Genomic DNA, 25466 nt, shown 5'->3' with positions numbered 1-25466 from the left:
TTCGCCTTACTTCCCGCTCTGGCTGATACTCACCGTCTTGGTGAACTCCTTCCAGACGAACGGATCGCTGTTGGGGGTGCCGAAGGGGAGATAGGTGAGCTTCACTTCCACGTCCAGGTCGTACGCGGCCGGCTTCTCCACCGTCTTGCCATTTACTTCGACCTCCTCCAGCGGATAGAAGATTTCGAAGCGCTCCTTCACCAGTTTGCCCGGCGGAAGGCCGGTGTCCTCGATCAGGCCGCTCTTCTCGTAGGGGCCGCGCCCCATCCGGTCCCCCCTGGCGAGCTGCTGCGGGACCGGCATGTAAATCTTCTCCTGGTTGAACACTTCCTTGCCGTCTTTTGTCTTACCGATTACCGACAGAACCAGTCGGTTGGGGGTCGGTCAGCCGTCGGGGATGGAATGCCCCGCCTTGTTCAGCATCTCGACCTTGACCACGGCCCTGGGCCTGATCTTCGCGCCGTCGCGCCAGTAGTACCCGAAGGCCTCGGCCTTGAATTCGACCGCCTTGTCGCTCATGGCCGCGTCACGATAGGACTGGATGTTGTGGCCGAGCTTCGAGTTCTTCATGTGGCAGTCCTGGCAGTTCTCCTGCCCCACCTCGGCCTTGTAGGCCCACAGGTAGCTGCCGTACGAGGTGCAGCACTGGGTCGGCTCGTCCAGCTCCAGGTTCGGCCCAAGGCCGTGGCACTGGCCGCACTGGATCGCCTGGTCCATGATCGGGCTCTTGGCCATCTTGGGGAACTTGTCCGAGGGATGATCGCCGTCCTTGGAGCCGTACACCACCCCCGCCTTGGGGTAGCCGTCCTGCCACTTGTGGGTGATGGCGTTCCTGTTGTGGCAGACCAGGCAGTTGATGGAGACGCTTTTCAGCTTCTCCTCGAACTTTTTGGCCCCCTCCTTGTCCTTCTTGGCCCGCGCCTCCTTCCAGCCGTAGAGGGTGGTGACCAGCTCCTGGGCCACCGAGTCCTCGGCGTCGGCGAGCTGCGGCAGGTGGCACTTGGCGCACCCCATCAGGTGCTCGACCTTGACGTCCTTCGCGCTCTTCACCCCGGAATAGGGCTCCTCCATCAGGCCGTTCTCGATGGTGGTCATGATGGTCATGGCCGTGCGCGCCGTGCCGAAGAGGGAGCGCGAGTGGATCGACTTGGAGGCCTGGTCATGCTGCTCCTGGTGGCATTCGACGCAGGAGCTCGAGTCGTACATCATGGCGAGTTCGGCGAGCGTCTTCGCCTTCCCCGATTTGGCCGCTATGGTATCCTGCCAGCCGATACCCGCTTTCCCCGCGAACGCCGGCACGGCCAGCACTCCCAAGAGCAGGGCCGCGGCCAGGCTTGCTTGCACCGTCAGTCTCTTCATGATTCATCCTTTCCGGTCTGACGACGATGACGCGGCGCCCCGCTGCGCGGGGCGCCGCGCCCCTCATCAACAGCCCTGCAGTTCATCCCCCTCGCACTCGGAGAGGGAAATCGCGGAGTCGACCTTGATCTTTTCCGCCTTGGCCTTGCCGAACTTCAGCGTCACCTCGTTGCCTTGCACGGCGAGTACCTTGGGGGAGCCCCCCAAAGCGGTCACCATGGCCCCTTTCTTGATGTACGCCGGCGGAGCCGCCTCCAGCGTCACGGTTACCTGCTCCCCCTCAACCTTGGTTACCTTCCCCTTGGCGGGACCGGCGGCATAGGCCGCAGCCGCGAGGCTCACCACCATCACTGCCGCCGCCAGCATCTTGATCGTTTTGCGTATCATGTGGATCCTCCTTGGTCGGTGCTAGAAAATCACCTGCAGCTGGGTCACGTAGGTCATGAAGTCCTCGGTCCTGTCTGCCTGCGTGCCGCTGCCGCGGCGGAAGCCGGTCGAGTTGGCCTCGAAGGTGAGCTTCAGGTTCTGGTCGCGCAGGTAGTAGTTCACGCCGCCGCCGGTCCAGAAGATGCGCTGGTCGTAGATCCCGTTCAGGTTGGCGAACTTCCAGTTCTCGTGCCTGACGAAGAGCTGCAGCGGCAGGTTCGGGAGCATGTATCCCGCTTTCAGGTAGTAGCCGTTTTTCTCGCCGTTGATGCCGGTCACGTCGACATCCGGGTTGTCACCCAGGTAGGCATCGTCCAGGTCGATCTTCTCGTAGGCGCCCGAAACGGTGAAGGTGCCCAGCGCCTCGACCGGGTACTCGACGAAGGCGTCGAAGGTCCAGGCCTTGTAGTCCTTCTTGTCGCTCTTCAGGACGGTGTTGCCATAGGCGACGTCGGGCTCGAACTGGTACGCGGCACCGAAGGTGGCGACCTTCTTCTTGCCCAGGTAGGTCCCCTTGTAGCCGTAGTCGTTTTCCGGGTCGAGCAGGGTCACGTGAGCGCGCGCCGAGTAGCGGAACTTGGAGGCAGGCGCGGTGTCTCCCGAGACCGCCTTGCGCCCTTCCATGGCGTCGAGGCGGTACTGGAACATGTCGTTGAACAGGTTGCCCCATACCGCGACGCCGGTGTCCCGCGTGGTGGTGAAGGGGGCGCGGATGAAAAGCGAGCGGTCCAGTGTCAGTGGCATCTCGCAGGCTTCCAGGTTTTCACGGGAGAGGTTGTACTTGAACTTGCCGACGTTCACCCGGAAGGCGTTGTCGATCTTGAAGCGGACCACTGCGTCCAGGAGCTGGAACTCCGAGCCGCGGTTGGTCGGTGAAACGTCCAGCGGGGTCAGGTTCTGGTCGTCGGTGTACTCGGTCTGGACGTAGATCGACATCATGTCGCCGTACTTGCCCATGAGGGCCAGGCGGTTGCGGCGGAAGTTGAAGTTCATCGTGGTGTCTTCGTTGTTGTCGCCCGAGCCGAGGTCACGGAAGGTCATCTGGAACTGGCCCTTGTAGTCCAGCTGCAGCGCCCCCTCGTCGTTTGGGCCGAAGGTCATTTTGGGTCCGGCGAAGGCAGTGCCGGCCATGAGGGCTATCCCCAGCATCGTCCCGGCGACGGTCGATATCTTAGGCATTTTCAGCATAGATCACTCCTTTTCGTTGTAAGTCAGCCCCCGCAGGGGCGCAGACCACCCTTCCACTAGCAGCCGCCACCGCCGCTGCTTGAGCCCCCCGACGACGGGGCGCTCACGGTGCTTCGATAGGCCCGGTCGGCAGTCTCGATCTGGTTCCCTTCCGCGAAGCTCGGCTCGACCGCGTACACCCGTGCGCCGTAATCGACGATGATGCGCTGGGTCGTGCCGGTGTGGAAACGGCTCACGTTCCAGGTCAGGTTGTCCATCAACGAGGTGGTGTCCCAGATCGAGCCGACCGCAAGCTTGCCGCCTGCCGCCACGGTGGCGCCCGCCGTGTTGACCGCGGTGCGGTCCGATGACGCCAGGAGGTTCCATTGGCCATAAGAGCCGTCATACCATTTCACGTCCACGGTGGGATCGTTGTAATAGGCGATGCCGTCGAGGACGAAGAAGCCCACCGATGCGTAGTTGCCGGCCCGGCAGAAGGAGATGAAGGTCCTGGTGGCATCGCGCCCTGCCGCGCCAAGGGTCGCCACGCCGTCGGTACCCAGTGCCGCTGCGAGGTCCGCTTTTATGGTGGCGGCATCCTTGAAGTTGAGGGTACCGGCCGGCGCGACCATCGCCGGAGCGCCGTAGGAGTACGACCCCTTGATGGCGCCATCAAACGGCGTGTAGGCGTTACCGCTCACAAGGAGGTCCGTGGTAGAGGAGATGGTGGCCAACGGGTTCGTAGCGCCACGCACCGTGTCGACCAGGGTCACCTTGGCGGCGTTCCCCGCAACTATGCCCTGCACGTAGCCGATCATCTCCGGCAGGGATACGCGCATGTCGGTGTTGACCCTGGTGGTGCCGTTTTGTGCCACGCCGAAGCTCGACTTGGCGACGGTGGGGACGGCCTTGGTCAGCTGGTAGCCGGCCGCAACCCATCCCGCATTTCCCCCCTGGAGGACCTTGAGCCGGTTTTTGGCAAAGCCCCAGTAGCGGAACGTCGTATAGGCGCGGGCCACGTTGACCGTGTTGGTCGCGTTGTTGGTGAAGACGACGGTGGTGTTGCCATCGATGCCGGCATTCTGGATCAGGGTATCCATCGCTGCGCCGGTCACGACCATGCTCCCGGTGACGTTGAAGGGACCCTCGGCACGGGTATTGTCCATAAAGGCTGCGGACCCGGTGGAGATCAGCTGTGCGCCGGGGATGTGCCCCACGGTGTTGTACTTGTTGGATGTGTCGGGGTCGTTGTTGGAGACATCGAGAATCACCACCCGGTCATACCCCCCCGACTTGTTCACCAGACCGGCGTCGATCCACCCTTTCAGGTCGGCCGCGGTTATCAGTGCTGTAGCGGTCTTGGTCGTAACTGCCTTCTCCGCGGGGTTGTCATAACTGGTACCCCCGCACCCCCAGATGCTGAGAGCCGCTACGGCGATCAGACCGAGCAGCGAGAACAGCAGTAATCTGCTCTTTTGCATCATCTTCTCCGACATACAACCTCCTTTGGATTGGGTGAAATATGGCTTCCAACAGATCTTAGAGTTCCCGTCCTCCTTTCTGCTTGATTAACATAGTCAAAAGTTACACCCGCAAACGTTAAAATATTTTCGTTTTATGTCAAGAATGTTGCTGTGACTGGTTAAGATGCGGAGTAATTGACACATCCGAGGTTGAAGGATAGTCGTGCTGAAGGGCCTGCCTCCACCAATCTGGCATAAATACATGAGTTAAGATGACTTTTAACAATAGGCCCAGACATAAAGGCTGCCCCAAGTGGCATTGTGACTTTTTCGCAGGATAGGGTAAACTACTCAAGTGAAAGTTTTTCATGGCTTCATGCGTGATACGCATGGTAATTAACTAAAACTCACAGCAGTATTCGCCTCACAGCAAATTTATGAAATTCAGTGTTGCAATCTATATAAGTTTTTTGCAATATGCACAAACGACATATTCTCACACAACCTATGCGTATTTCACATGGCCTGGCAGCGCTGAGACGACTACATGGATTTCACCAACCTGAAAACTCTCGTAGTTTCGGTCGAGTGCGGCAGCTTCTCCAAGGCGGCCGAGATCCTCTGTGTGACGCAGTCCGCCGTTTCCCGGAGGATAAAGATCCTCGAGGATCACTACGGCCAACTACTTTTGGACCGCTCCGGCCTCGCGCTGAAACCGACCGACGCCGGACACCTGCTTGTCGAGAAGGCTCGGCAGGTGCTGAAGATGGAACAGGAATTCCTCCACGACCTTCAGATGCTTGCGCGCAAGCGCAAGATCTCCTTCTGCTGCACCGCCCCCTTCGGCATCTCCTATCTCCCGGACATCTTCACCCGCTTCATGTCGCGTAACTCCGAGACCAGCCAACTGAGCTTCGTCTTCGATATGCCCGAGGGGGCCCTGAAGGGGCTAAAGGAAAAGCTGTACGACCTGGTGCTGATCGAATTCTGCGAGGATCTGAATCTCGACGAGTTCGCGGCCTACCCGCTGCCCGACGACGAGATGGTATTCGTGAGCAGGCCCGGCTTCGGCATCGAGGCCAAGGTCGTCGATGTGGAAACCATGCTCGGCCAGCGCCTGTACTGCAAGAAATCCGGCTGCTGCGCCCGGCGTTTCCTGGAGAAGAGCATGCAGGGGATTGGCCGCGACGCGGTGGAGTTCCGCAACACGGTCTACTTCGACGACATCCCCTTCATCATCAAGGCGGTGCAGGCCGGCGAGGGGGTGACCTTCATTTCCCGCAGCGTCGTCGCCGCGCACCTGGCCGACGGCTCCCTGGTCAGCCACCGCGTCGAGGGGTTCGCTCCGGCGCGGCCGCGACGCCTGGTCATGGAGAAGAACCGCAGCCTCGACCCGACCCTCTCAGACCTCATCGAAGGGATCTTCCACAGGTTCTCTCTGACCCCGCCCCAGGAACTGGCGCCACGGTGAATCGTCCCGGCACACCGGTCCCCCAGCTATCCATCCCGCTTGATCCCGCTTGATCCCGCTTGATCCCGCTTGATCCCGCTTGATCCCGCTTGATCCCGCTTGATCCCGCTTGATCCCGCTTGATCCCGCTTGATCCCGCTTGATCCCGCTTGGCCCCGCTTGGCCCCGCTTGGCCCCGCTTGGCCCCGCTTGGCCCCGCTTGGCCCTTCCCTTCCAATAAATTAGTGGTAACATATTAAACTTCATTATTGCCACCCTCTCTGCGTCCCCATTATTGCGGACAGGACCACCAGGCGGGCGTGGCCATCTCTGGACAAGGGGGACTGTTCACATGAGCGCAACCAGGAAAACGATGGACGGCAACACGGCAGCGGCGCATGTCGCCTATGCGCTGAGCGAGACGGCGGCCATCTATCCGATCACCCCATCCTCGACCATGGGGGAAGTGGCGGACGAGTGGGCGGCGGAGGGACGCAAGAACATCTTCGGGCAGGTGCTGAACATAAAAGAGCTGCAGTCGGAGGCGGGGGCGGCGGGCGCCGTGCACGGCTCGCTGGTCGCGGGAGCGCTCACCACCACCTTCACCGCGTCGCAGGGGCTTTTGCTGATGCTCCCCAACATGTACAAGATAGCGGGCGAGCAGCTCCCGGGCGTGTTCCACGTCTCGGCACGCGCCATCGCCACCCACGCCCTCTCCATATTCGGCGACCACCAGGACGTCATGGCCGCGCGCCCCACCGGCTTCGCGATGCTCTGCTCCTCCTCGGTCCAGGAGGTGATGGACCTCGCCCTGGTGGCCCACCTGGCCGCCCTGGAGGGGAGCCTCCCCTTCCTGCACTTCTTCGACGGCTTCCGGACCTCCCACGAGGTGCAGAAGATCGAGGTGATCGATTACCAGGACATGGCCCGGCTGGTTAACCACGACAAGCTGGCGGCCTTCCGCAGCAAGGCCATGAATCCCGAGCATCCGGAACTGCGCGGCACGGCGCAAAACCCCGACATCTACTTCCAGGGGCGGGAGCGCGCCAACCCCTTCTACGAGGCGCTGCCTCGGGTGGTCACCGATTCCATGGAACGGGTCGGACAGCTTACCGGGCGGCACTACCGGCTCTTCGACTACATCGGGCACGCGGAGGCGGACCGGGTCATCGTCACCATGGGCTCTTCCTGCGAGACGGCCGAGGAGGTGGTGCAGTACCTGAACAGTCAGGGGGAGAAGGTCGGCCTGGTCAAGGTCCGGCTGTATCGCCCCTTCGATTCCAATGCCCTCCTTTCCGTCATCCCCCCCACGGCCGGGAAGATCACCGTGCTGGACCGGACCAAGGAGCCCGGCGCCCAGGGGGACCCGCTCTACCAGGACGTCTGCACCGCGTTCCTCGAGCGCGGCGGCCAGGTCCCCGAGCTTTACGCGGGACGCTACGGGCTCGGTTCCAAGGAATTCCGGCCGGTGCACGTGAAGAGCATCTTCGACAACATGGACGGCCGCCCCGGCAAGCGCCACTTCACCGTCGGGATCACCGACGACGTGAGCGACAGCTCGCTCCCGGTCGAGGGAACCCTCTCCACCACCCCGGAAGGAACCATACAGTGCCGTTTCTGGGGGATGGGCGCCGACGGCACCGTCGGCGCCAACAAGGCCGCCATCAAGATCATCGGCGACAACACCGACCTCTACGTGCAGGCCTATTTCTCCTACGACTCGAAGAAGTCCGGGGGGATCACCGTCTCGCACCTGCGCTTTGGCGAGAGCCCGATCCAGTCCACCTACCTGGTCGACGCCGCCGATTTCATCTCCTGCCAGAAGGCGCCCTACGTGCAGATCTACGACCTCCTCGAGGGGATCAAGGAAGGGGGCACCTTCCTCCTGAACTCCCCCTGGAACAGCGTCGAGGCCATGGAGAAGAACATCCCGGCAACCATGCGCCGGGCCATCGCGCAAAAGAAGGTCCGCCTCTACAACGTGGACGCCATCAGCATCGCCCAGTCCGCGGGGCTTGGTGGGCGCATCAACATGATCATGCAGACCGCCTTCTTCAAGCTCTCCGGCGTGCTCCCCTTCGAGCGGGCGGTGGAACTCCTGAAGGACTCCATACGCAAGGAGTACGGCAGGAAGGGAGACCAGGTGGTGGAGATGAACCTCGCCGCCGTCGACCTCGCCGTGCAGAGCCTGGTGGAGATCCACTACCCCGACTCCTGGCGCGACGCGAATGACGAGCGCGGCACCGACTTCCGCCTCAACCAGCAGATGCCCGACTACATGCGGGACATGGTCTTCCCCATCCTGCGCCAGAAGGGGGACGACCTGCCGGTTTCCTCCTTCGCGCCCGACGGGGTCTTCCCCTTCTCCACCGCGCGTTACGAAAAAAGGGGCGTCGCCATCAACGTCCCGGAGTGGATCAAGGAAAACTGCATCCAGTGCAACCAGTGCGCCTACATCTGCCCGCACGCCACCATCCGCCCGTTCATCGCCTCGGAACAGGAGCTGGCTGCCGCGCCGGCGACGTATGAGACCATCCCCCCCAACGCCAAGGAATTCAAGGGGATGGGTTTCCGTATCCAGGTCTACACCCTGGACTGCATGGGGTGCGGCAACTGCGCCGACATCTGCCCCGCCAAGGTCCCGGCGCTGGTGATGAAGCCGATCGACACCCAGGCCGCGGTGCAGGAGGAGAACCGCACGTTCGCCGAGACGCTCTCCCCCAAGGGACACCTGGTGAAGCGGGCCACGGTGATCGGCAGCCAGTTCCAGCAGCCGCTCCTCGAGTTCTCCGGCGCCTGCTCCGGCTGCGGCGAGACCCCCTACGCCAGGATCGTCACGCAGCTCTTCGGGGAGCGGATGATGATCGCCAACGCCACCGGCTGCAGCTCGATCTGGGGCGCCTCGGCGCCGGTCTCCCCCTACTGTGCCAACGCCGATGGGCATGGCCCCGCCTGGAACAACTCGCTCTTCGAGGACGCCGCCGAGTTCGGCTTCGGCTACCATATGGCCGTGTCGCAGCGCAGGAACCTTCTGGCCGACCAGGTGCGCCGCGCGGTGCACAGCCTGCCGGAAGGGGAACTAAGGGGAGAGCTCTCCGCCTGGCTGGACGGGATGATGGACCCGGAACTCTCCCGGCGCCACGGCGACCGGCTGAAGGAGCTGCTCCCCAAGGCGGGGGACAACGAGTTCCTGCAACAGATCGCCGCCTCGGCGGACCTCTTCACCAAGAAGTCCATCTGGATCTACGGCGGCGACGGCTGGGCCTACGACATCGGCTTCGGCGGGCTCGACCACGTCATCTCCACCGGCGAGGACGTGAACCTCCTGGTGATGGACACCGAGCTCTACTCCAACACCGGCGGCCAGTGTTCCAAGGCGACCCAGCTCGGGGCCATCGCCCGCTTCGCCGCCTCCGGCAAGCGGACTTCCAAGAAAGATCTCGGGCGCATGGCCATGACCTACGGCTACGTCTACGTCGCCTCCATAGCCATAGGCGCCGACAAGAACCAGACGCTACGCGCCATCACGGAAGCCGAGGCGTACCCCGGCCCGTCGCTCATCATCGCCTACTCCACCTGCATCAACCAGGGGCTCAGGAAGGGGATGGGGAAATCGATCGAGGAGAGCCAGCTCGCCGTGAAGGCGGGTTACTGGCCGCTGTACCGCTACAACCCTCTTTTGAAGCAGGAAGGGAAAAACCCCTTCATCCTGGAGTCGAAGAAACCCGACGGTTCGCTCGCCGAGTTCCTTTCCGGGGAGGTGCGCTTCCAGGCGCTCGAAAAGCAGAACCCTGAGGTGGCCCGGCAGCTTCGCGAGCAGATGGAGCGGGAGGCGCTGGAGCGTTTCCGGATGTTCCGGGACATGGCGGATTGGCAGCCAAGCAAGGGGGACGTACCCAAGGACGGGGGGAGAAAGCACGACCACGTCCCCGCCGCCGCGGGAGCGGCGGAGGAGCCTGCGCCGGTCTGCGTCAGCGCGACCAGCGACCCGCGCTACAGCCGCCCCGGGCAGCCCGAGGAGGAATGCGACGACGGCCGCGCCGGGATCGACAAGAACATCAAGGAGTAACAAGGAAGGGTGAATACGCGGGAGCGGCTTGAGAGGCGGGGGAGTATGGCCGCCGTCAAAGCCGCTCCCGATGTTATTTCAGGTAGGTGTGCCGGCGCAGTCTCTCTTCTCCCGCACCATGGTACTGAGGGCAAAAAGCCCCGCGGCCGCAAGGCCGATCCAGCCGGCGGCGTAAAAGACTGCGGTGAGGCCGAAACGGTTCTGCAGCCATCCCCCTAGTAGCGGTCCCGCCACGAATCCTAAATTCATGGCGGCATTGAAGATCCCCACCGCCAGTCCCGTCCCGTGACGCTCCCCCTGCTCCAAAAGAAGGGCGGTGCTGGCCGGCTGCGAAAGCACGCTGCACAGCCCGATCCCTCCCCCCAGCATGAGCACCTGGTGAAACCCCTGGGCAACAGGTATCAGGAAGTAAAGCAGCGACACCGAGATTCCCCCCAGCAGCACCAGGGTCTTACGGGGAAGCCGGTCCGAAAGCCGGCCTGCCGGCCGCAGCAGCGTGCCGATCACCACGGTGCTGGAGGCGAGTACCATGCCGGTCTGGGTGCCGGTGAGCCCCAGCCGCCCGCTCAGCAGGAGGGGTAGAAAGCCCGCCAGCAGCGAGATGCCGCACCCCCGCCCAAAGATGAACACCAGCAGCCCCCCCATCGCCCCGTGTCTCGCCGCCTCCAGGGCGTCCGGCAGCGCCACGCACGCCCCCGGCTTTCGGGACGGGACTGCCGCCACACTGTCCCGCGGCACGCGCCGCAACGCGACGGCCAGCGCACACAGGCATAGCAGTGCGAGACAGGAGAAGATGCCGTAAAAACCCCACAGGTCGTGCAGGACGCCTCCCAGGAGCGGGCCGATTCCGATGGCGAGGTAGAAAGAGATGTCGAAGGTCCCGGTGGCACACCCCTCCCCTTTCGCCCTGCTTTCTGCCCCGACCAGGGAAAGCATCACCGGGCGAAACATGGCGCAGGCCACTCCTTGCACCACCCTCAGCAGCGTGATGAGCACCAGGTCGGAACTGAAAAGGTAGCCGAGTGAAACCAGGAGGTACAGCGTAAGGCTGAGGGTGACGGCGACCCTCGGGCCGAAGCGGTCCACGCAGGCCCCCATCGCGGGGCCGAAGAGAATCTTGGAAAGGGAGAACAGGAGGAGCGGCAGCCCCAGCAGGATGCCGCGCCCCCCGAGGGTGAAGAGGTAGGTGGAGAAGAAGGCGTCGGCTATGCCGAAGCCGAGGCTGGTGGCGAAATTGATCAGAAACAGCGACTGGAACAGGTTTGCGTTCTTCATGCCGGCGTCCTTGCGGGCAGGGGTCTCTCCTCCGCGCGTGCGTCTCTGCATACGGCAGGGCGTCCCCTGTTCCCATTGGCCATTGGAGGCAAAGTCTCTGCGTCCATGGTAAAGCGCCCTGCGCTAGGCAACGCAGGGCGCTCGTTTTCTACGGGTACAGCCCCTACTTCGCTTCTTTAACGAAACGTGCCGCGTTGTTGCCGGCGATGCGGCCAAAGACTACCGTGTCGGTGATGGCGTTGCCGCCCAGACGGTTCCAGCCGTGGACTCCACCGGTGACCTCGCCCGCAGCGTAGAAACCGGTTATCGGCTTGCCGTCCTTGCCGATCACCTGCGCCTCGGTGTTTATCTTCACGCCGCCCATGGTGTGGTGGCGCCCCGGCTTGACCCAGATGGCGTAGTACTTCGGCCCGTTGACCGGCCTTGGAATGTCCTGGCGCTGGAACTCGGGGTCCTTCTTGGTGGCGAAGGCCTTGTTGTAGGCATCGACGGTGGCGGTCAACGCATCGGCGGGGACCCCCATCTTGGCCGCCAGCGCAGCCACGCTGTCCGCCTCCTGCACCAGGCCGAGCACGATATAGCCGTCGATCTGGACGTTGCTCTTGCGGATGTCCTCACCGAGGACCAGGAAGGCGGACTTCTCAGGCTGCGCCAGGATGGCCGCGGAGGCCTTGTCGCGGGTGGTCAACTCGTTCACGAAGCGCTTGCCGGCATGGTTGACCAGGATGGCGCCGCTGCCGCGCACCGTCTCCGAGATCAGGACCTTGGTCTCCCCTCCCATGGTGGGGTGGATCTGGATCTGCTCCATGTCGATGACCTTGGCGCCGATCTTTTCGGCGAGCGACACGCCTTCACCGGTAGCCCCCGGCTGGTTCGAGGAGGCGGTCTCCTTAAACTGGGGCTTGTAGAAGCCTACGAGCTCGTTGTTGGCCGCAAAGCCGCCGGCCGTATCTATCACCGCCTTGGCCTTGATGGTGTAGACCCCGCTGTGCTTCCCCTTGACCTGGACGCCGGTCACGCGCCCGTTGCCGTCGGAGAGGATCTGCACCACCTCGGAGTTGACACGCACGTCGAGGTTGCGCTTGGCCGCGTTCTCCCGGTACACCTTGATCAGGTGCGGCCCGACCGCTGCCCCCCCTACCGGACGGTGCGTGCGGTCGACCGCGACGCCGCCGGAGCGCACCAGGTCGGTCATGTCCGCACCGAGCGAGACCAGGAAATCCACCGCGTCGGCGGACTTGTAGGCGAGCACCTTGACCAGCTCGGGGTCATTCTTGTCGCGGCCCCCCTTCATGGTCTCCTTCACCATCTCGGCCGGGTCGTCATGCATCCCGAGCCGCTCCTGGTAGCGGGTCCTGGCCGCGTTGATCCCGCCGGCCGCCAGCATGCTGTTACCGCCGGTGATGGGCATCTTCTCCAGGAGAATCACCTTCGCCCCGGCGTCATGCGCGCTGATGGAGGCCACGTATCCGGAGCCGCCCGCACCGATCACGACCACGTCGGTCGATTCCGTCCGCCCCGATTGCAGATCCTTTTTCCCAGGGGCGGTTTCCTGCACCCACTTCTTGTCGCTCGATTCCTTCTCCGTCCCCATGGCCGGGATCTTCATGGCGAAGCTGTGGCAGTAATTGCAATAAGCCTTCGAGGCGACGTGCCCCTTGTGGCAGGCCGTACAGTTGGTATCGCCCAGGTGCGACTGGTGCGGGTTGATGTGCTCCTTGGTCTTGGCCGCCAGCTCAGGGAAGCCGCCGTGGCACCCCTTACAGTTCTTGTTCAGCGCCGTTTCGTTGTCATCGACGGCGAGCGATTTGCCGTGGCAATCCGCGCAGGTTATCTGGTTTTTTTTATGCACCCCGGAAAGGAAGGAGCTCTTGGACGAGTCCGCCCCCCATGCCACCGATACTGCGATCAGCAGGGCTACCGCGAACAGCAGCGCCGGTACGATAGTTTTGGATTTCATTTTTCTCTCCTGTAATTTCGTCATCTTGTGGTCACCGCCACTTAGAAGAGCAGCTGCACCTGGGCACGCGCCACGAGATCATCAACCTGGCCCTTGTAGATGTGGCGGTTGCCGACGTCGCCCTGGATCTTCAGGTTGTTGCCGTAGAGGAAGTAGTTGACCGCCCCTTGAATCTCGGAGATGGAATCGCTGGAAACCTGGCGGTTGGGATCCATCCACGCGTAACGGAGGGCGAGCTCAAGGCGTTGCGGGATCACGAAGTAACCCGCCTGGACGTAACCGCCCCTGGCGATCAGCTCTTTCCCGGAGGTTTCACCCACCGCCTTGCCCCAGAAGTACTCGCCCTGCATCGAAGCGCCCAGCCACTTGCAGGCAAAATCCGCTTCCCAGGAGTCGACGCTGATGTCCTCGGCCGCCTTGGTGCCGAAGTATTTCCCCTTCACCGCCGTGCCGAGCCAGCCGTTGGCGTCGGTTACGAAGTTGGAGTTGTTGTTGTCGATGGCGGAAGTCGCCGCGGCGCCGGTCCCGGAGACCGTCTTTTTGACGGTATTGAGGTAGTAGCTGCTCCCCAGCGAGACCAGTGGCTTCTTCGAGTATTCGAGGTCGCCCTCGCCGTATTTCATATCCCCGAGCGGGTTGAAGGTCAGCCTGAAGTTGTACGCGTTGTCGCTGGTTTTGTTCTTGGTGTTCTGGCCGGCACCACCGAAGAGCCCGGCGTCGTACTTCACCAGGCCGGTCCAGAGATCGCCGTGCAGGTTGATGCCGGTGTCGTACCCCTGCATGAAGGCATTTCTCACGAAGGAGCCGTCGACGAATTGCTGCGCGGTGTTGGAAGTGATCCACTGCCTGGAGTACTGGATCTTCTCCTGCCCCAGCATGACCTGCAGTTCATCGGCGACGCGGTATTTCATGTTCACCTCTTCCATCGCCTTGGTGTTCTCCTTCACCACGTTGGACCAGTTGTAGGTCGCCTTGTAGGTGAGGTCCTTGGTGAAGGCATAGCCGCTCAGGAGGGTCTTGACGCGACGCAGGTTGAACTGGCTCACGTCCTGCTTGTTGGCCACCTCGTAGTTGTCCAGCTCGTACTGGGCCTGGATCTGCCCGCCAAGCAGCAGCTGGAACTTCTGGTCCGGCGAGGTGAATGCGAATCCCTTGCCCAGCTTGTAGTCGAAAGGCTTGGCTTTCGAGGCTTCCTTGTACTCAGCTTCGGTGATGACACCTTTCTCCTTCAGGATGTCCTCCAGGCTCTTCGCCTGGGCATCGTACCCCACAGCCGTTACCGCCAGAAAACCTGCCATTGCCATTGCCGCTTTCTGATTCATGATCCTCTCCTTCGGTGTTTTGGGGCGCATGGCCCCGTGATCGCTTTTGATCTAGTTAGAGCAGGATCGATACCAAAGGTTGAATTGAAGGTAAGCGCTTACAATTACACAGGAATTTAAAATAGGGAGGGGAGTAACGGCTATAGACTCAGGCTATGGAGCTTCCCGTGAGGAGGTGGGTTGTTCGTGTGTTAATCGGGAGTTACAGCGTTATTGCCGGAGTCTATAGCTATAGACTCCGGCAATAGGGGTTCATCCGCGGGCCAGTTTGAGGCGTTTCCAGAGGGAGGGTTGGGATATGCCAAGCAGCCGTGCCGCCAGCGTCTGATTGCCGCCGGCGCGGTTCATCGCCTCATCGAGGAGGTAATTGGCAGCGTTGGCGAAGGTGGGGAGAGGCTCGAAACCGGCAAACGGGTTCTGGTCCGGCGCCCGTTCCGCAACGCCGCCGCCGGCGCTGATGGCCTTGGCAAAGGAATCCATCGAGAGCATGCGCTCCTTGTGCGTGCTGACCGCGTCGAAGACCATCGCCTTCAACTCGCGGACGTTGCCCGGGAAGCTGTAGGTGGAGAGGAGCTGCACCAGTCCCGGGGGCGGAGTCGGCTTCTTCTTGCCGAGCATCGCGGCAGCCTCCTCCAGGAACAGGTCAAGCAGGTACGGTATGTCCCCCTTGCGGCTGCGCAGCGGCGGCACATCCACATGGTGGGTACGCAGCCGGTAAAACAAGTCGCACCGGAAGCTCCCTTGCGCGACCTTGGCCTCCAGGTTCTGGTGGGTCGCCACCACGATGCGCGCCTTGAGGCGCCGTGGCTGGTCGCTCCCCAGCGGGAAATACTCCCCTTCCTGGAGCAGCCGCAAAAGCTTCACCTGGGATGCGATGCTCAGGTCGCCGATCTCGTCGAGGAACAGGGTGCCGTTGGCTGCCGCCTCGATCATGCCGCGGCGAACACCTTCCGCACCGGTGAAGGCGCCGCGCACGTGGCCGAATAGGGTGTCCGAAAACACGGTGTCGTCGAGGCCGGCGACGTTGACGGCCACGAGATCGCCCCGGCAGCGGCTCAACCGGTGCGTGGCCTGGGCGAGGAGCTCCTTTCCCGACCCGCTCTCGCCGGTGATCAAAAGCGGGAGCGGGCTGACGGCCACGGCCTCGATGTAGGCGAAGAGCGCCTGCATGGCCCGGTCCGCCGTGCAGATGGCTGAAAACGCCTCGGGGTGCTGCAGTTCGCAGGAGACGAAACGCCGGGCCATCTCCTTGTTGTCGCGTTGCAGTTCCAGGTGCTTGATGGCACGCTGGACGCCGCAGACGATGCGCTCCTCGTCATCGGTCTTCACGTAGTAATCGTAGGCACCGAGCTTCATGCAGTTGACCACCTTGCCCACCTGGTTCATGCCGCTCACGACGATCACCGCCACCCCAGGGAAACGCTCGGCGATCTGGACCAGGAGGTCCTCTCCCGAAACATGCGGCATGGTGAGATCGAGCAGAACCAGGGCGACATCCCCATTGGCGAGGATATCCAGCACCTTGCGACTGTCGCTGCAAAGCTCCACGTTGGTGATCCCGGAACTGCTCTCCAACGCCAGCGACAACGAGCGCAGCCAGGCCGGTTCGTCGTCGACAAGCAGCACCTTGAAGCAGGGGTACAGTTCACTGTCCATTTTCGCTCCCTGTCACGGCAGCCGGCAACGCGAGGGTGACCGTCGTCCCCTTGCCGGGGCTGGAATCAAAGCTGAGTTCGCCGCCGTGGTCCTTGATGATGTTGGCCGAGATGGAGAGTCCCAGTCCGGTCCCCCCGCTCTCGCGCTTGGTGGTGAAGAAAGGGTCGGTGAGATGCTTCAGGTGCTCAGGAGAGATTCCCGTCCCCTCGTCGTGCACGGTGAGCATCACCCGGCCGCTGCCGGCATCGTGGCTCGTCTCCAGGGAGATAGCCTTGCCCGGGTCCGGCAGCGCCTGCCCCGCGTTCATGACCAGGTTCACCACCACCTGCTCCAGCCGTTGCTCGTTGCCGAACACCGGGGGCAGCCCTTCGCCGTAATAGGCGCTGAAATTGTTGGTGCACTTGCGCGTCGCCACGTCCACCAGGCGTACCGCCGTCTGCACCACGTGGTTGAAATCCAGCAGCTCCTTGCGTGCCTCGTCGTCCTTGCGGGCGAAATTCTTGAGGTCCTCGACCGTCTTCTTGATGCGCTGGGCGCCGTCCTGCATCTCGTCGAGGATCTGCGGCACCTCCTGCCGCACCCTCTGGTACCGTATCCCCCCCAGGGTGAACTCCCCCTCTTCCTCCTGGTACCGGTCCAGTATCCGCTCCGCATCCCTGAATATCTTCTTCAGGGTAGGCATGTTCATCAGGATGATGCCGGTGGGGTTGTTGATCTCGTGGGCCACCCCGGATACCAGGATGCCGAGTGCCGCCATCTTGTCGGCCTGCACCAGTTGCTGCTGGTTTCTCTGCAGCTCGGCCAGGGCGTTGGAAAGCGACTCCGTGCGCTGTGCCACCTGCCGGCGCAGGGAGTACGACCAGAGCACCGTCGCCGCCAGGATCAGGGAGAGAGGTATCACCACCAGTGCCGCGTATTTCGCCACCGTGACCCACGAAGTGCGCTGAGGTTCGAGGACGCCGATCCACTTGTCGTAGATCTGGTTGAACTCCCCGGTCTTCTTGAGGATGGAAAGCCCTTCGTTCATCTGGGCCACCAGCTCCGCGTTCCCCTTTTTCACCGCGTAGCAGTAGTAGCGCTGCGGCGCCACGTTGGTCGCAACCGGCACCAGGTTGGAGAGCTTCTCCTCGCGGATGATGTACATGGCCGGCAGCAGGGCCACCACGGCATAGTCGCACTGCCCGGCCGCCAGTTGCTGCAGGGTCTCGCGGGGGCTGTCGGTCAGCACCAGGTCGGGGTCGTAGTGCCGTTCCTGCAGGTAGCTGTGCATCCCGCCGCCGCGGTGCACCAGCACCTTTTTCCCCTTGAGCTCTTCCAGGCTCTTCACCGCGGGGGTCCCCTTCCGTGCGAAGATGGCCTGGACGATGATGGAATGCGGCGTCGAGAAGTCGTATTCCTTCGCCCGCGCCTCAGAGTAAGAGAGCCCCTCGAGGATGTCGATGTCGCCGCTGTCCAGCTCCTTGAGGATCTTGCCGAAGTCGTCCAGCCGGATCTCGACCTGCATCCCCATGACCCGGGCGATCGCCTTGGTAAGGTCCACGATGTAGCCGGCGGGGTGGCCGTTTTTGTCCAGGAACTGGTAGGGAGGATAGTTGCTGTTGCCGCCCACGACGATGACGCTCAGGTCACGCCCCGGTGGTGGTTCGGCGTGTACCCCGGAGGCGGTCAGGCCCAGAACGATCAGCAGCAAAAGGATTCGGGTCAACATGGCAAGAGGCTCCTGTGCGTAACGGGTTGCCGGCATCGCCAAAGGAAGGAGCACATGAGAGTGAGGGGGAGTTCGCGCAACTTATAACACCTGGGGTAACTTCGCGTCAAAACAAATATCCTGCGCGTCATCCCGGTACGTCCTCGCCAGGCGCTCTCTCCCCCCAGAATCCCGCACTGGTTACTGGAGAAAATGCCATCTTTTCCTTCAAAGATATTGACATATGCATTTTTGAATGTTACTTGTGCCATGTGCATATGCACACTACACATGGAGATATTTCATGAAAATTTGTTTTCCAGTGGAACAGAACCTCGGCCTCTCCAGCGCAGTTTACGGCCATTTCGGCTCCGCACCGGGCTTCGTCGTGGTGGACAGCGTAACCGGCGCATGCAGCGCCATCGTCAACGGCGACCGCATACACCAGCATGGTGCCTGCAACCCGGTTGCGGGGCTCGCAGGGCATGAGGTGGACGCTGTCGTGGTCGGCGGGATCGGCGGCGGTGCGCTGCACAAACTGAACGCAGCCGGGATGAGGGTGTTCAGGGCTTTGGCGGGTACGGTGGCCGACAACCTCGCGCTTTTTCGGGCGAACCAGCTGCAGGAGTACCTCCCCGGCCATACCTGCGGCGGCCATAGCCACGGCCACGGCTGCTCTCACTAGCAGTGCCCCGCCCGCGCAAGCCCAGAACCTGTATCTGCCCGCACCGCTCCGGCTTCGCCGCGCTCTTCAAACCGGCGGGCATCCCGCTCAGTGATCTGGACCTGGTCCGGCTTGCCCATGATGAACTGGATGCCCTGCACCTGTGCGACGGGCAGGGGAAGACCCAGGAGCAGGCAGGCGTCTGCATGGGGGTCTCCCGCGGCACGGTACAGCGCCTGCTCGCTGCTGCGCGCAGCAAGGTCGCTCAAGCCCTCGTTCAGCAAAAGGCGCTGGCGATTTCGGCGGGGTGGACGGGAGATGACGCTTCTACCGCCTGCCCTCCCGGCACGTGGAGGAGTTTCCATGGATTTCCTGGATAAGCTCGCCGAGACGGCAAGGCGACAGCACGAGGAAGCGGACCTCCCGGAGTGGCTGGTCGAGGAGATCGTCGCTCTTAGCGCATCCCCCGTACCCGGGCCGGCACCGACGGACCTGTACAGGCTTCTCCTCCAGCAGGTAGAGGACTTTGACAGCTACGCCGGGGCCGGCTGTTTCGGTGACTCCGTCACTGCCGCCACCATAGCGGCGACGCTGGACCGGCTGCGCAACCGGGATTAGCCGGGGGTCCAACAGCGCGGCTCTGCCGCCACCGCTTGAGCGGCACCCGCGGCACCCGCGGCGCCCTGCGCATGGCCGGATCGGCCTGCCCTGCAATTTATTGTGAATCGAGGTGTGTGATGGCGTGCGAACTCGTCGAATGCTGCCAGTTCTTCAAAGACAACATGAAAGACCTTCCCAAGGCTGCCGAGTACATTCAAAGCAAGCTCTGCTTTGGCGACTACCAAAGCTGCAACAGGTACCAGATCTACAAGCAAACGGGAGAGCACGCTCTTTTCGATCCTTTCCCCGGCGACCAGGAGGCGATCAGGAAGGTGAAACTGTGCCTGCGCCAAAAACAGGGGTGCCCTGATGCGCCTGATGAGTGTGACCCCTCTGAACAGGAGTGATCCCCTCACGCCGGCAGCACCCGTTCACAGGCAGCGCAAAGCCACCGCCGCCGGCCGGCAAACCGGTAGACGGCGCATACTGCACCCGAAGCCCCCGCACCCCGCGGGGGCTTTTCTTTTAACGCCCGCTCCCACCACCGCTTCTTCCTGGACAAGGTTCCCGCTTCCCCTCGCCCTCCCCGCCACTTCTAGTGATCGCTTTTTACGATTGACTTCAACGTTTCCATCGAAACTAACAGTTTGACTTCTCTTCATGGTAAACATATATAAATGTTCATATTTCTATGAGCCATTCGGAGGGAATGCGATGAGTAACGGTTTTCAGGTGAAGTCCGATCCGGAGCTGTGGGAAAAGCTTGGCATGGACGTGGCCCGCTTTGCGGGAATGCCTCCCATGCTGACCAACGCCTACCAGAACATCTTCCTGTCGCAGCACAACCGCCCCGAAAGGATGGCGTACTTCGACGACATGGTGGCAAACATCCACACAGGGCGCATCAGGGAGATCTACGACGCCAAGCAGGGGGGAAAACCGGTCATCGGCACCTTCTGCGTCTACGTCCCCGAGGAACTGGTGATCGCCGCTGGGGGCATCTGCATCGGGCTTTGCGGCGGCGCCCAGGGCTCCATTGCCGACGCCGAGAAAATTCTGCCGCGCAACATCTGCCCGATGGTCAAGTCCGCCTTCGGCTTCAAGGTCGGCAAGATCTGCCCCTATTTCCAGGTGGTCGACCTGGTCTACGGTGAAACCACCTGCGACGCGAAGAAGAAGACCTGGGAGCTTTTGGACCGCTACGTCCCCACTCACGTCATGGAGATCCCCCAGATGAAGCGGGAGCGGGACAAGCGGCTCTGGCTGGACGAGGTGAAGGATTTCAAGGCCGCCGTGGATCGCATCACCGATACCGTCGCCGATTTCGATGCCGTGGCAGCCGGCATCAAGACCATCAACGCCAAGCGCTTCGCCCTGCAGCGCCTAAACGCCCTGCGCCACCACAACCCCTCGCCCATAAGCGGGAAGGACATGCTGCTCATCGAGCAGATCGCCTTCTACGACGAGCCGGTCCGCTTCGCGCAGAAGGTGCACGAACTGTGCGACGAACTCGAGCAGCGCATCGGTAACGGCATCGCGGTGGCGCCGGCCTCGACGCCGCGCATCATGGTCTCGGGCACCCCGATGGCGCTTCCCAACTGGAAGCTGCACCACATCATCGAATCCGCCGGCGCCATCGTGGTCAACGAGGAGAGCTGCATCGGCACCCGCTACTACAAGGACCTGATCGACGAGGGCGCCACGGACCTGGAGCAGCAACTGGAACGGCTCACCGAGCGCTACATGAAGATCGACTGCTCCTGCTTCACCCCCAACGACGACCGCATCGCGCAGGTGCTTAAGGAGTACGAGGCCTCCGGCGCCGAGGGGATCATCGACTACTGCCTGCAGTTCTGCCACACCTACAACATCGAAGCGGTGAAATTGAGGGAGGCCTGCGAGGCGCGGGGGATCCCCTTCATGTCGATAGAAACCGATTATTCGCCTGACGATGTAGGGCAGCTGCAGACCCGCGTCGAGGCATTTTTGGAACAGATCAGGGGGTAGCCATGCAGGTTGGGATCGACCTCGGCTCGCGCACCATCAAGACCGTCGCCCTGAAAGGTGGTGCCGTGCTGCAGCGCCGCGTCGTCGAAAGCGGCTTCGAGCCGCACCGCCAGGCCCTGCAGCTGCTTGGCGACCACCCCACGGCGCGCGTCGTGGCCACGGGCTACGGCCGGCACCTCATGCAGCAGCACGCCGAACTCGACATCATCACGGAAATCAAGGCCCATGCCCTTGGAGCGAGGCACCTGTTCCCCCACTGCCGCACCATTCTCGACGTGGGAGGGCAGGACAGCAAGGTGATCCAGTTGAGCGAGAACGGGCGCATCGTCAACTTCCAGATGAACGACAAATGCGCGGCCGGCACCGGACGGTTCCTGGAGATGATGGCGGTGTCCCTGGGATACGGCCTGGGCGAATTCGGCCTTGCCGCGGGGAAGGCAGATGCCAGCACCCCCATCAACAGCATGTGCGCCGTCTTCGCCGAGTCTGAGGTGATTTCCCTGAAGAACAGGGGCATCCCCCCGGCTGAGATCGCCCGCTCGGTGCACCTGGCCGTCGCCTCACGGCTGGCGGCCATGGTCTCCAAGACCGGTGACTGCCACCATCTGGTCTTTACCGGTGGCGTCGCCAACAACAAGACACTGGTGGCGATGCTGGAGATGGCGTTGCGGGTTCCGGTGCTGGTCCCGGAGGACCCTTCCATAACGGGCGCTCTCGGCGCCGCACTGCACGCCGGCTGCTCCTGAGGCGCAGCGACACATTATTTTTGCAGCACGGGCGGTAGGCCCGATAGAAAACGGAACAGGAGAGAGAAAGATGAGAAGAATTGTGGCACTTACCCTGGCAGTAATGGTGACACTGGCCGCGACGGCCGCGTTCGCCGGCGCCCTTTTCGGCGGCAACTACCACTACATCGCGCCCGCCGATTTCAAGAAGTGGCTGGAGACCGGCAAGAAGGTGCAGATCGTCGACATACAGGTGCCTGCGGAGTACCAGCAGCACCACTTCAAAGGGGCGCTGCAGACCAACGCCTTCCCGGTGAAATCTGCCGAGGAGAAGCAGAAGCTCGACCGGGTTCTGCCGCAGTTGACCGCTTCCCGCGAGGAGATCGTCATCGTCTGCCCCCGTGGCGGCGGCGGAGCCAAGAACACCTACGACTACCTGAAGGGGAAAGGGATTGCCGAGGCGCGCATGCTGATCCTCGAGGACGGCATGCAGGGGTGGCCCTACCAGGCCTTGGTTACGCAAGGGAAATAACTAGTAAGGGCGGGGGACTGGCTCCGCCAGGTACCTGTCCCCTCAGGGCTTGGGTGAGGTGGAGCTGAAAAGGGGACAGGCTACTTTATGTGGAAAAAGTAGCCTGTCCCCTTTTCCAGTTGGTTCTCCTCCCGCCTTCGCGGGACGAAGGGCTTCGGCGCGCAGGCCCGTCAAAGGAGGGGGAGTTCACTCTAAGACATTGCCCCCCAAAAGAGCAAAAGGCCGCTTCTTTGTCCAAAGAAGCGGCCTTTTTATTGTTCTGTCCCCTGCGGCTGCGCCCAGAAATCACCGATATCCTTCAAGATCGCTCCGGACACCAGCTCGTCCGCCCGCGTCTCGAACCAGTCCGCCGGCATGGCGGAACTGTACCCCTCCTCCAGGAAACGGTCGTCCATCAGCACGATCACGCCGCGGTCGGTCTCGGAGCGGATCACCCGCCCCGCCGACTGGATCGCCTTGGACATGGCGGGGATGGTGTAGGCGTACTCGAACCCCTTGCCGTAATGGCGCTGGTAGTAGGCCCGCATCTCCTCGCGCTCCAGGTCGTAGTTGGGAAGCGGCGGCCCGACCACGAAGGCGCCGATCACCATGTCACCCGCGTAATCCACCCCTTCCGAAAGCGATCCCCCCTGCACCGCGAAGACCACCGTCGGTACCAGTCCCGACCGAAGCTGCTCCAGGAACTCGGCGGTCCGCGCCCCCTTCATGTTGCGCTCCTGCCGGAGCACATCGAACCCTTCCGGCACCCGGAACAGTTCGGCGACCCGATCGAGAAACGTGAAGCTTGGGAAGAACGCGAGGTAGTTGCCGCGCCTGAGTGCGACGATCCGGGCCAGGGCATCGGCGATGCGGGCGTAGTTGCGTTCGCGCTGGGAATAGCGGGTGGAAACCTGCGGGATGATCAAAAGCTTGCGCCGTTGCGGCGGGAAGGGGCTCTGGAACTCGGACCAGCGCACCTGGTCCGGGTCGAGGCCGGAGAGCTTGGCGTAATACTCCATCGGCTTCAACGTCGCTGAGAAGCCGACCACCTGCTGGTACTCGCCGTAGCGCTCCCGTATCAGCCCGGAGGCGTCACAGCAGGTCACCTTGACGCTGCCACCGCCGCCGTGCGGCTGGTACGAGGTGAAGAATTCCTGGCGCTCCGAGCGCACCGCGAATTCCAGCGTCTCGGTGAACTCCGACCAGTAGTAGCAAAGGCGCAGGACGGGGTCCTCCTGCCTGATCTCCAGGTCCGCCTCGAGGTAGCGTGACAAAAGCCCGCGCAGCCTACCGTCCAGGTCTAGGAAGATGGCCAGCGGCGGCTCGATCCTCGCCGCCTTCCCCCCCTCCCCGCGGCGGCACGAGAGCACCGCCGCGACGCACTCATCCAAAAGCCCAGCCGCCTCGCGCCGAAACGCCGGCGGCACTCCTGCCAGCTCCTCGCGCATCCCTTCCAGGACCGCACTGGAGAGCCTCGGGGAGTAGTATTCCATGGCGCGGGAGGGGAGGTTGTGCGCCTCGTCGATCACGAGGTTGGGCTTGCCCGCCTGGTCCACCGGGAGACCGGCGGCACGTCCCAGCGCCGAGCGCGGAGCGAAGACATAGTTGTAGTCGCAGATGACCACGTCGGCCAGTTTCGCGCTGTCGATCTGCAGTTCGAAGGGGCAGACCTGGTATTGCTCGCCGAACTGCCGGAAACTGCGGCTTTTGAGGCTCCTTTTCTTCTCCAGCTGCGCCACGATGCCGTGCCTTGCCACCTTGGCGTAGTAGTCGCGGGCGTACTCGCAGTACTCCGGTGTGCAGACCGGCTCGTCCTTGAAGCAGATCTTGCTCTTCGCCGTGATGGTCAGCGAGCGCAGCTTGGCTCCCGCCTCGCGGAACCTGTGCACCGCGTCCTCGGCCACCTCGTGCTGGCTGTTCTTGGGCGTCACGTAGCAGACCGCCTGCCCCCGTCCGAGCGCCTCGCGGAGTACCGGATGCAGCACGCCCACCGTCTTCCCCAGCCCGGTCGGAGCCTGGATCAGCATGCGCCGCCCCAGCGCCATCCCCAGCTCGACCTCCCGCATCAGCTCGACCTGTCCCGGGCGCGGCTTCTCGAAGGGAAATGGAAACGCCGCCGCCACTTTCCGCCTGCGCGTCGCCCTTTTGGCCGCGGCGGCCGCTTCCAGGACCAACTCGTCCAGCCGTTCATCGAGCCAGCTTTGGTACTGTTCCAGGTCGAGCCGGACCTCGAGGTCGGCGGACTGCCCGTTGCGCGAAGAGACGAGATGGAAGGATAGCCTCGGCACCACGCCGTGCTCCAGCCAGTGGAAGTAGCCGTAGGTGAAAAGCTGCAGGCAGTACGGCTCCTCGAGCGATCCGCCGCTCAAGCGCCGCTTCAGTTCCCACAGGTTGAAGCAGCTCTTGATCTCCTCGATCGATGGATCTTCGTGGCCGATGAAACCGTCCATGCGCCCGTTGATCTGGAAACGGAAGCCGCCGCGCTCCAGCAGGCGCCCCACCGCCACCTCCCCCTGGTAGCGCGAATCCTCCTGCGCCCGCCTCCGCTGTACCCGCTGATGGATCTCCTGTCCGTCGCTGGTGGAGCGGTCGTACCCCGAGCGGGGCTCGATGCTCCCGGTACGCGGCACTGGGAGGGCGAAATAGCCTACGGGGATGTTGATGATGTCGCTTGCTGGTTTCATGCGGTCTGTTAGCCCCTTGATTCTCCGCCACTTTCTAATGACCGCTTCCCGTTTGTCAAGTTAAGAATCCGCGGCTCGTTGCAATAGCTCGTTTAGAGGGTATGCTCTTCAGCGTATTTCTAATTACAAGCCAAAAGGAGAGCAAAACATGAGAAGAGCCATTGCAGCCGCCGTCCTGACCCTTTTCTGTGCCGGATTCGCCTATGCCGCTGACGAGACCGTGGTGGTGCTCCCGGCCAAGAATGGTAACGTGACCTTCCCGCACAAGCAGCACAAGGACATGCCCGAGATGAAGTGCACCAACTGCCACGAAACCGACAAGGGCGGCAAGATCGCCGATCTTGGCAAGGACTGGGCACACAAGACCTGCAAAGGGTGCCACACCGAAAAGGCCAAAGGGCCCACAAAGTGCAACGAGTGTCATAAGAAGTAGCCCTCTTT

20 protein-coding genes are annotated in these 25466 nt (G+C 62.6%); 10 read left to right on the top strand and 10 right to left on the bottom strand.

Annotated features, from left to right (window positions below; genetic code table 11):
• Positions 1-6: 6 nt before the first annotated feature.
• From extKL to extH, 4 genes are all read right to left on the bottom strand, one after another.
• Positions 7-1359 carry a multiheme c-type cytochrome (seleno)protein ExtKL gene (gene extKL / locus KP001_RS16910; RefSeq protein ID WP_275423324.1) on the bottom strand — a complete coding sequence of 451 codons (1353 nt, stop codon included), beginning with the start codon at positions 1357-1359 and terminating at the stop codon, positions 7-9.
• Between the two features lie 66 nt (positions 1360-1425).
• Positions 1426-1746 carry a selenite/tellurite reduction operon protein ExtJ gene (extJ, locus tag KP001_RS16905; RefSeq protein WP_263634441.1) on the bottom strand — a complete coding sequence of 107 codons (321 nt, stop codon included), beginning with the start codon at positions 1744-1746 and terminating at the stop codon, positions 1426-1428.
• Positions 1747-1767: 21 nt separating this feature from the next.
• Positions 1768-2973, bottom strand: coding sequence for a selenite/tellurite reduction operon porin ExtI (gene extI, locus KP001_RS16900; RefSeq protein ID WP_217286744.1), 1206 nt, complete (start codon positions 2971-2973; stop codon positions 1768-1770).
• A gap of 56 nt (positions 2974-3029) precedes the next feature.
• A complete protein-coding gene (gene extH / locus KP001_RS16895) occupies positions 3030-4448 on the bottom strand; it encodes a selenite/tellurite reduction operon rhodanese-like protein ExtH (RefSeq protein ID WP_217286743.1) in 1419 nt (472 codons plus the stop codon).
• 514 nt (positions 4449-4962) lie between these two features.
• On the opposite strand from extH, the gene KP001_RS16890 reads away from it, so the two are divergent.
• Entirely contained in the window at positions 4963-5886 is a 924-nt protein-coding gene (locus KP001_RS16890; protein WP_217286742.1) for a LysR family transcriptional regulator, read from the top strand.
• Between the two features lie 331 nt (positions 5887-6217).
• Positions 6218-9934 carry a pyruvate:ferredoxin (flavodoxin) oxidoreductase gene (nifJ, locus tag KP001_RS16885; RefSeq protein WP_217286741.1) on the top strand — a complete coding sequence of 1239 codons (3717 nt, stop codon included), beginning with the start codon at positions 6218-6220 and terminating at the stop codon, positions 9932-9934.
• Between the two features lie 78 nt (positions 9935-10012).
• On the opposite strand, the gene KP001_RS16880 is transcribed toward nifJ, so the two are convergent.
• The 5 genes from KP001_RS16880 to KP001_RS16860 all read right to left on the bottom strand — a co-directional run bounded on the left by KP001_RS16880 (position 10013) and on the right by KP001_RS16860 (position 17855).
• A complete protein-coding gene (locus tag KP001_RS16880; protein WP_217286740.1) occupies positions 10013-11209 on the bottom strand; it encodes an MFS transporter in 1197 nt (398 codons plus the stop codon).
• A gap of 163 nt (positions 11210-11372) precedes the next feature.
• Positions 11373-13169: a flavocytochrome c gene (locus KP001_RS16875; RefSeq protein ID WP_217286739.1), complete on the bottom strand. Its 1797-nt coding sequence runs from the start codon at positions 13167-13169 to the stop codon at positions 11373-11375.
• 41 nt (positions 13170-13210) lie between these two features.
• Positions 13211-14491: a porin gene (locus tag KP001_RS16870; RefSeq protein ID WP_217286738.1), complete on the bottom strand. Its 1281-nt coding sequence runs from the start codon at positions 14489-14491 to the stop codon at positions 13211-13213.
• A gap of 252 nt (positions 14492-14743) precedes the next feature.
• Positions 14744-16147 carry a sigma-54-dependent transcriptional regulator gene (locus KP001_RS16865; protein WP_217286737.1) on the bottom strand — a complete coding sequence of 468 codons (1404 nt, stop codon included), beginning with the start codon at positions 16145-16147 and terminating at the stop codon, positions 14744-14746.
• A complete protein-coding gene (locus KP001_RS16860; RefSeq protein WP_217286736.1) occupies positions 16137-17855 on the bottom strand; it encodes a transporter substrate-binding domain-containing protein in 1719 nt (572 codons plus the stop codon). Before KP001_RS16860 ends, KP001_RS16865 begins: the two co-directional genes overlap by 11 nt.
• Positions 17856-18138: 283 nt before the next feature.
• Between KP001_RS16860 and KP001_RS16855 the strand changes: the two genes are divergently transcribed.
• The 7 genes from KP001_RS16855 to KP001_RS16825 all read left to right on the top strand — a co-directional run bounded on the left by KP001_RS16855 (position 18139) and on the right by KP001_RS16825 (position 22362).
• Entirely contained in the window at positions 18139-18519 is a 381-nt protein-coding gene (locus KP001_RS16855) for a NifB/NifX family molybdenum-iron cluster-binding protein (RefSeq protein WP_217286735.1), read from the top strand.
• Between the two features lie 2 nt (positions 18520-18521).
• Positions 18522-18878: a DUF134 domain-containing protein gene (locus KP001_RS16850; RefSeq protein ID WP_217286734.1), complete on the top strand. Its 357-nt coding sequence runs from the start codon at positions 18522-18524 to the stop codon at positions 18876-18878.
• Complete coding sequence (locus KP001_RS16845; protein WP_217286733.1) at positions 18862-19116, top strand: GSU3529 family protein; 255 nt, start codon at positions 18862-18864, stop codon at positions 19114-19116. The genes KP001_RS16850 and KP001_RS16845 overlap by 17 nt, the downstream gene beginning before the upstream one ends.
• Positions 19117-19235: 119 nt before the next feature.
• Entirely contained in the window at positions 19236-19505 is a 270-nt protein-coding gene (locus KP001_RS16840; protein ID WP_217286732.1) for a hypothetical protein, read from the top strand.
• A gap of 307 nt (positions 19506-19812) precedes the next feature.
• Positions 19813-21105: a double-cubane-cluster-containing anaerobic reductase gene (locus tag KP001_RS16835; protein WP_217286731.1), complete on the top strand. Its 1293-nt coding sequence runs from the start codon at positions 19813-19815 to the stop codon at positions 21103-21105.
• Between the two features lie 2 nt (positions 21106-21107).
• On the top strand, positions 21108-21851 hold the full coding sequence (locus KP001_RS16830; protein WP_217286730.1) for an acyl-CoA dehydratase activase: 744 nt from the start codon (positions 21108-21110) through the stop codon (positions 21849-21851).
• Between the two features lie 70 nt (positions 21852-21921).
• Positions 21922-22362, top strand: coding sequence for a rhodanese-like domain-containing protein (locus KP001_RS16825; RefSeq protein ID WP_217286729.1), 441 nt, complete (start codon positions 21922-21924; stop codon positions 22360-22362).
• Between the two features lie 251 nt (positions 22363-22613).
• Here KP001_RS16825 and KP001_RS16820 read toward each other — a convergent pair whose 3' ends face one another.
• Positions 22614-25025 (bottom strand): ATP-dependent DNA helicase, encoded by a 2412-nt coding sequence (locus tag KP001_RS16820; protein WP_217286728.1) that lies wholly within the window; start codon positions 25023-25025, stop codon positions 22614-22616.
• A 148-nt stretch (positions 25026-25173) separates the two neighbouring features.
• Between KP001_RS16820 and KP001_RS16815 the strand changes: the two genes are divergently transcribed.
• Positions 25174-25458, top strand: a complete 285-nt coding sequence (locus KP001_RS16815; protein WP_217286727.1) for a cytochrome c7 — start codon at positions 25174-25176, stop codon at positions 25456-25458.
• The last annotated feature ends 8 nt before the right edge of the window (positions 25459-25466 follow it).

The sequence above is a fragment of the Geomonas subterranea genome, assembly GCF_019063845.1.
GTDB classification, from domain to species: Bacteria; Desulfobacterota; Desulfuromonadia; order Geobacterales; family Geobacteraceae; genus Geomonas; species Geomonas subterranea.
Note: the sequence above shows the minus strand (reverse complement) of the source record. Positions and strands in the feature narration are given on the sequence as shown.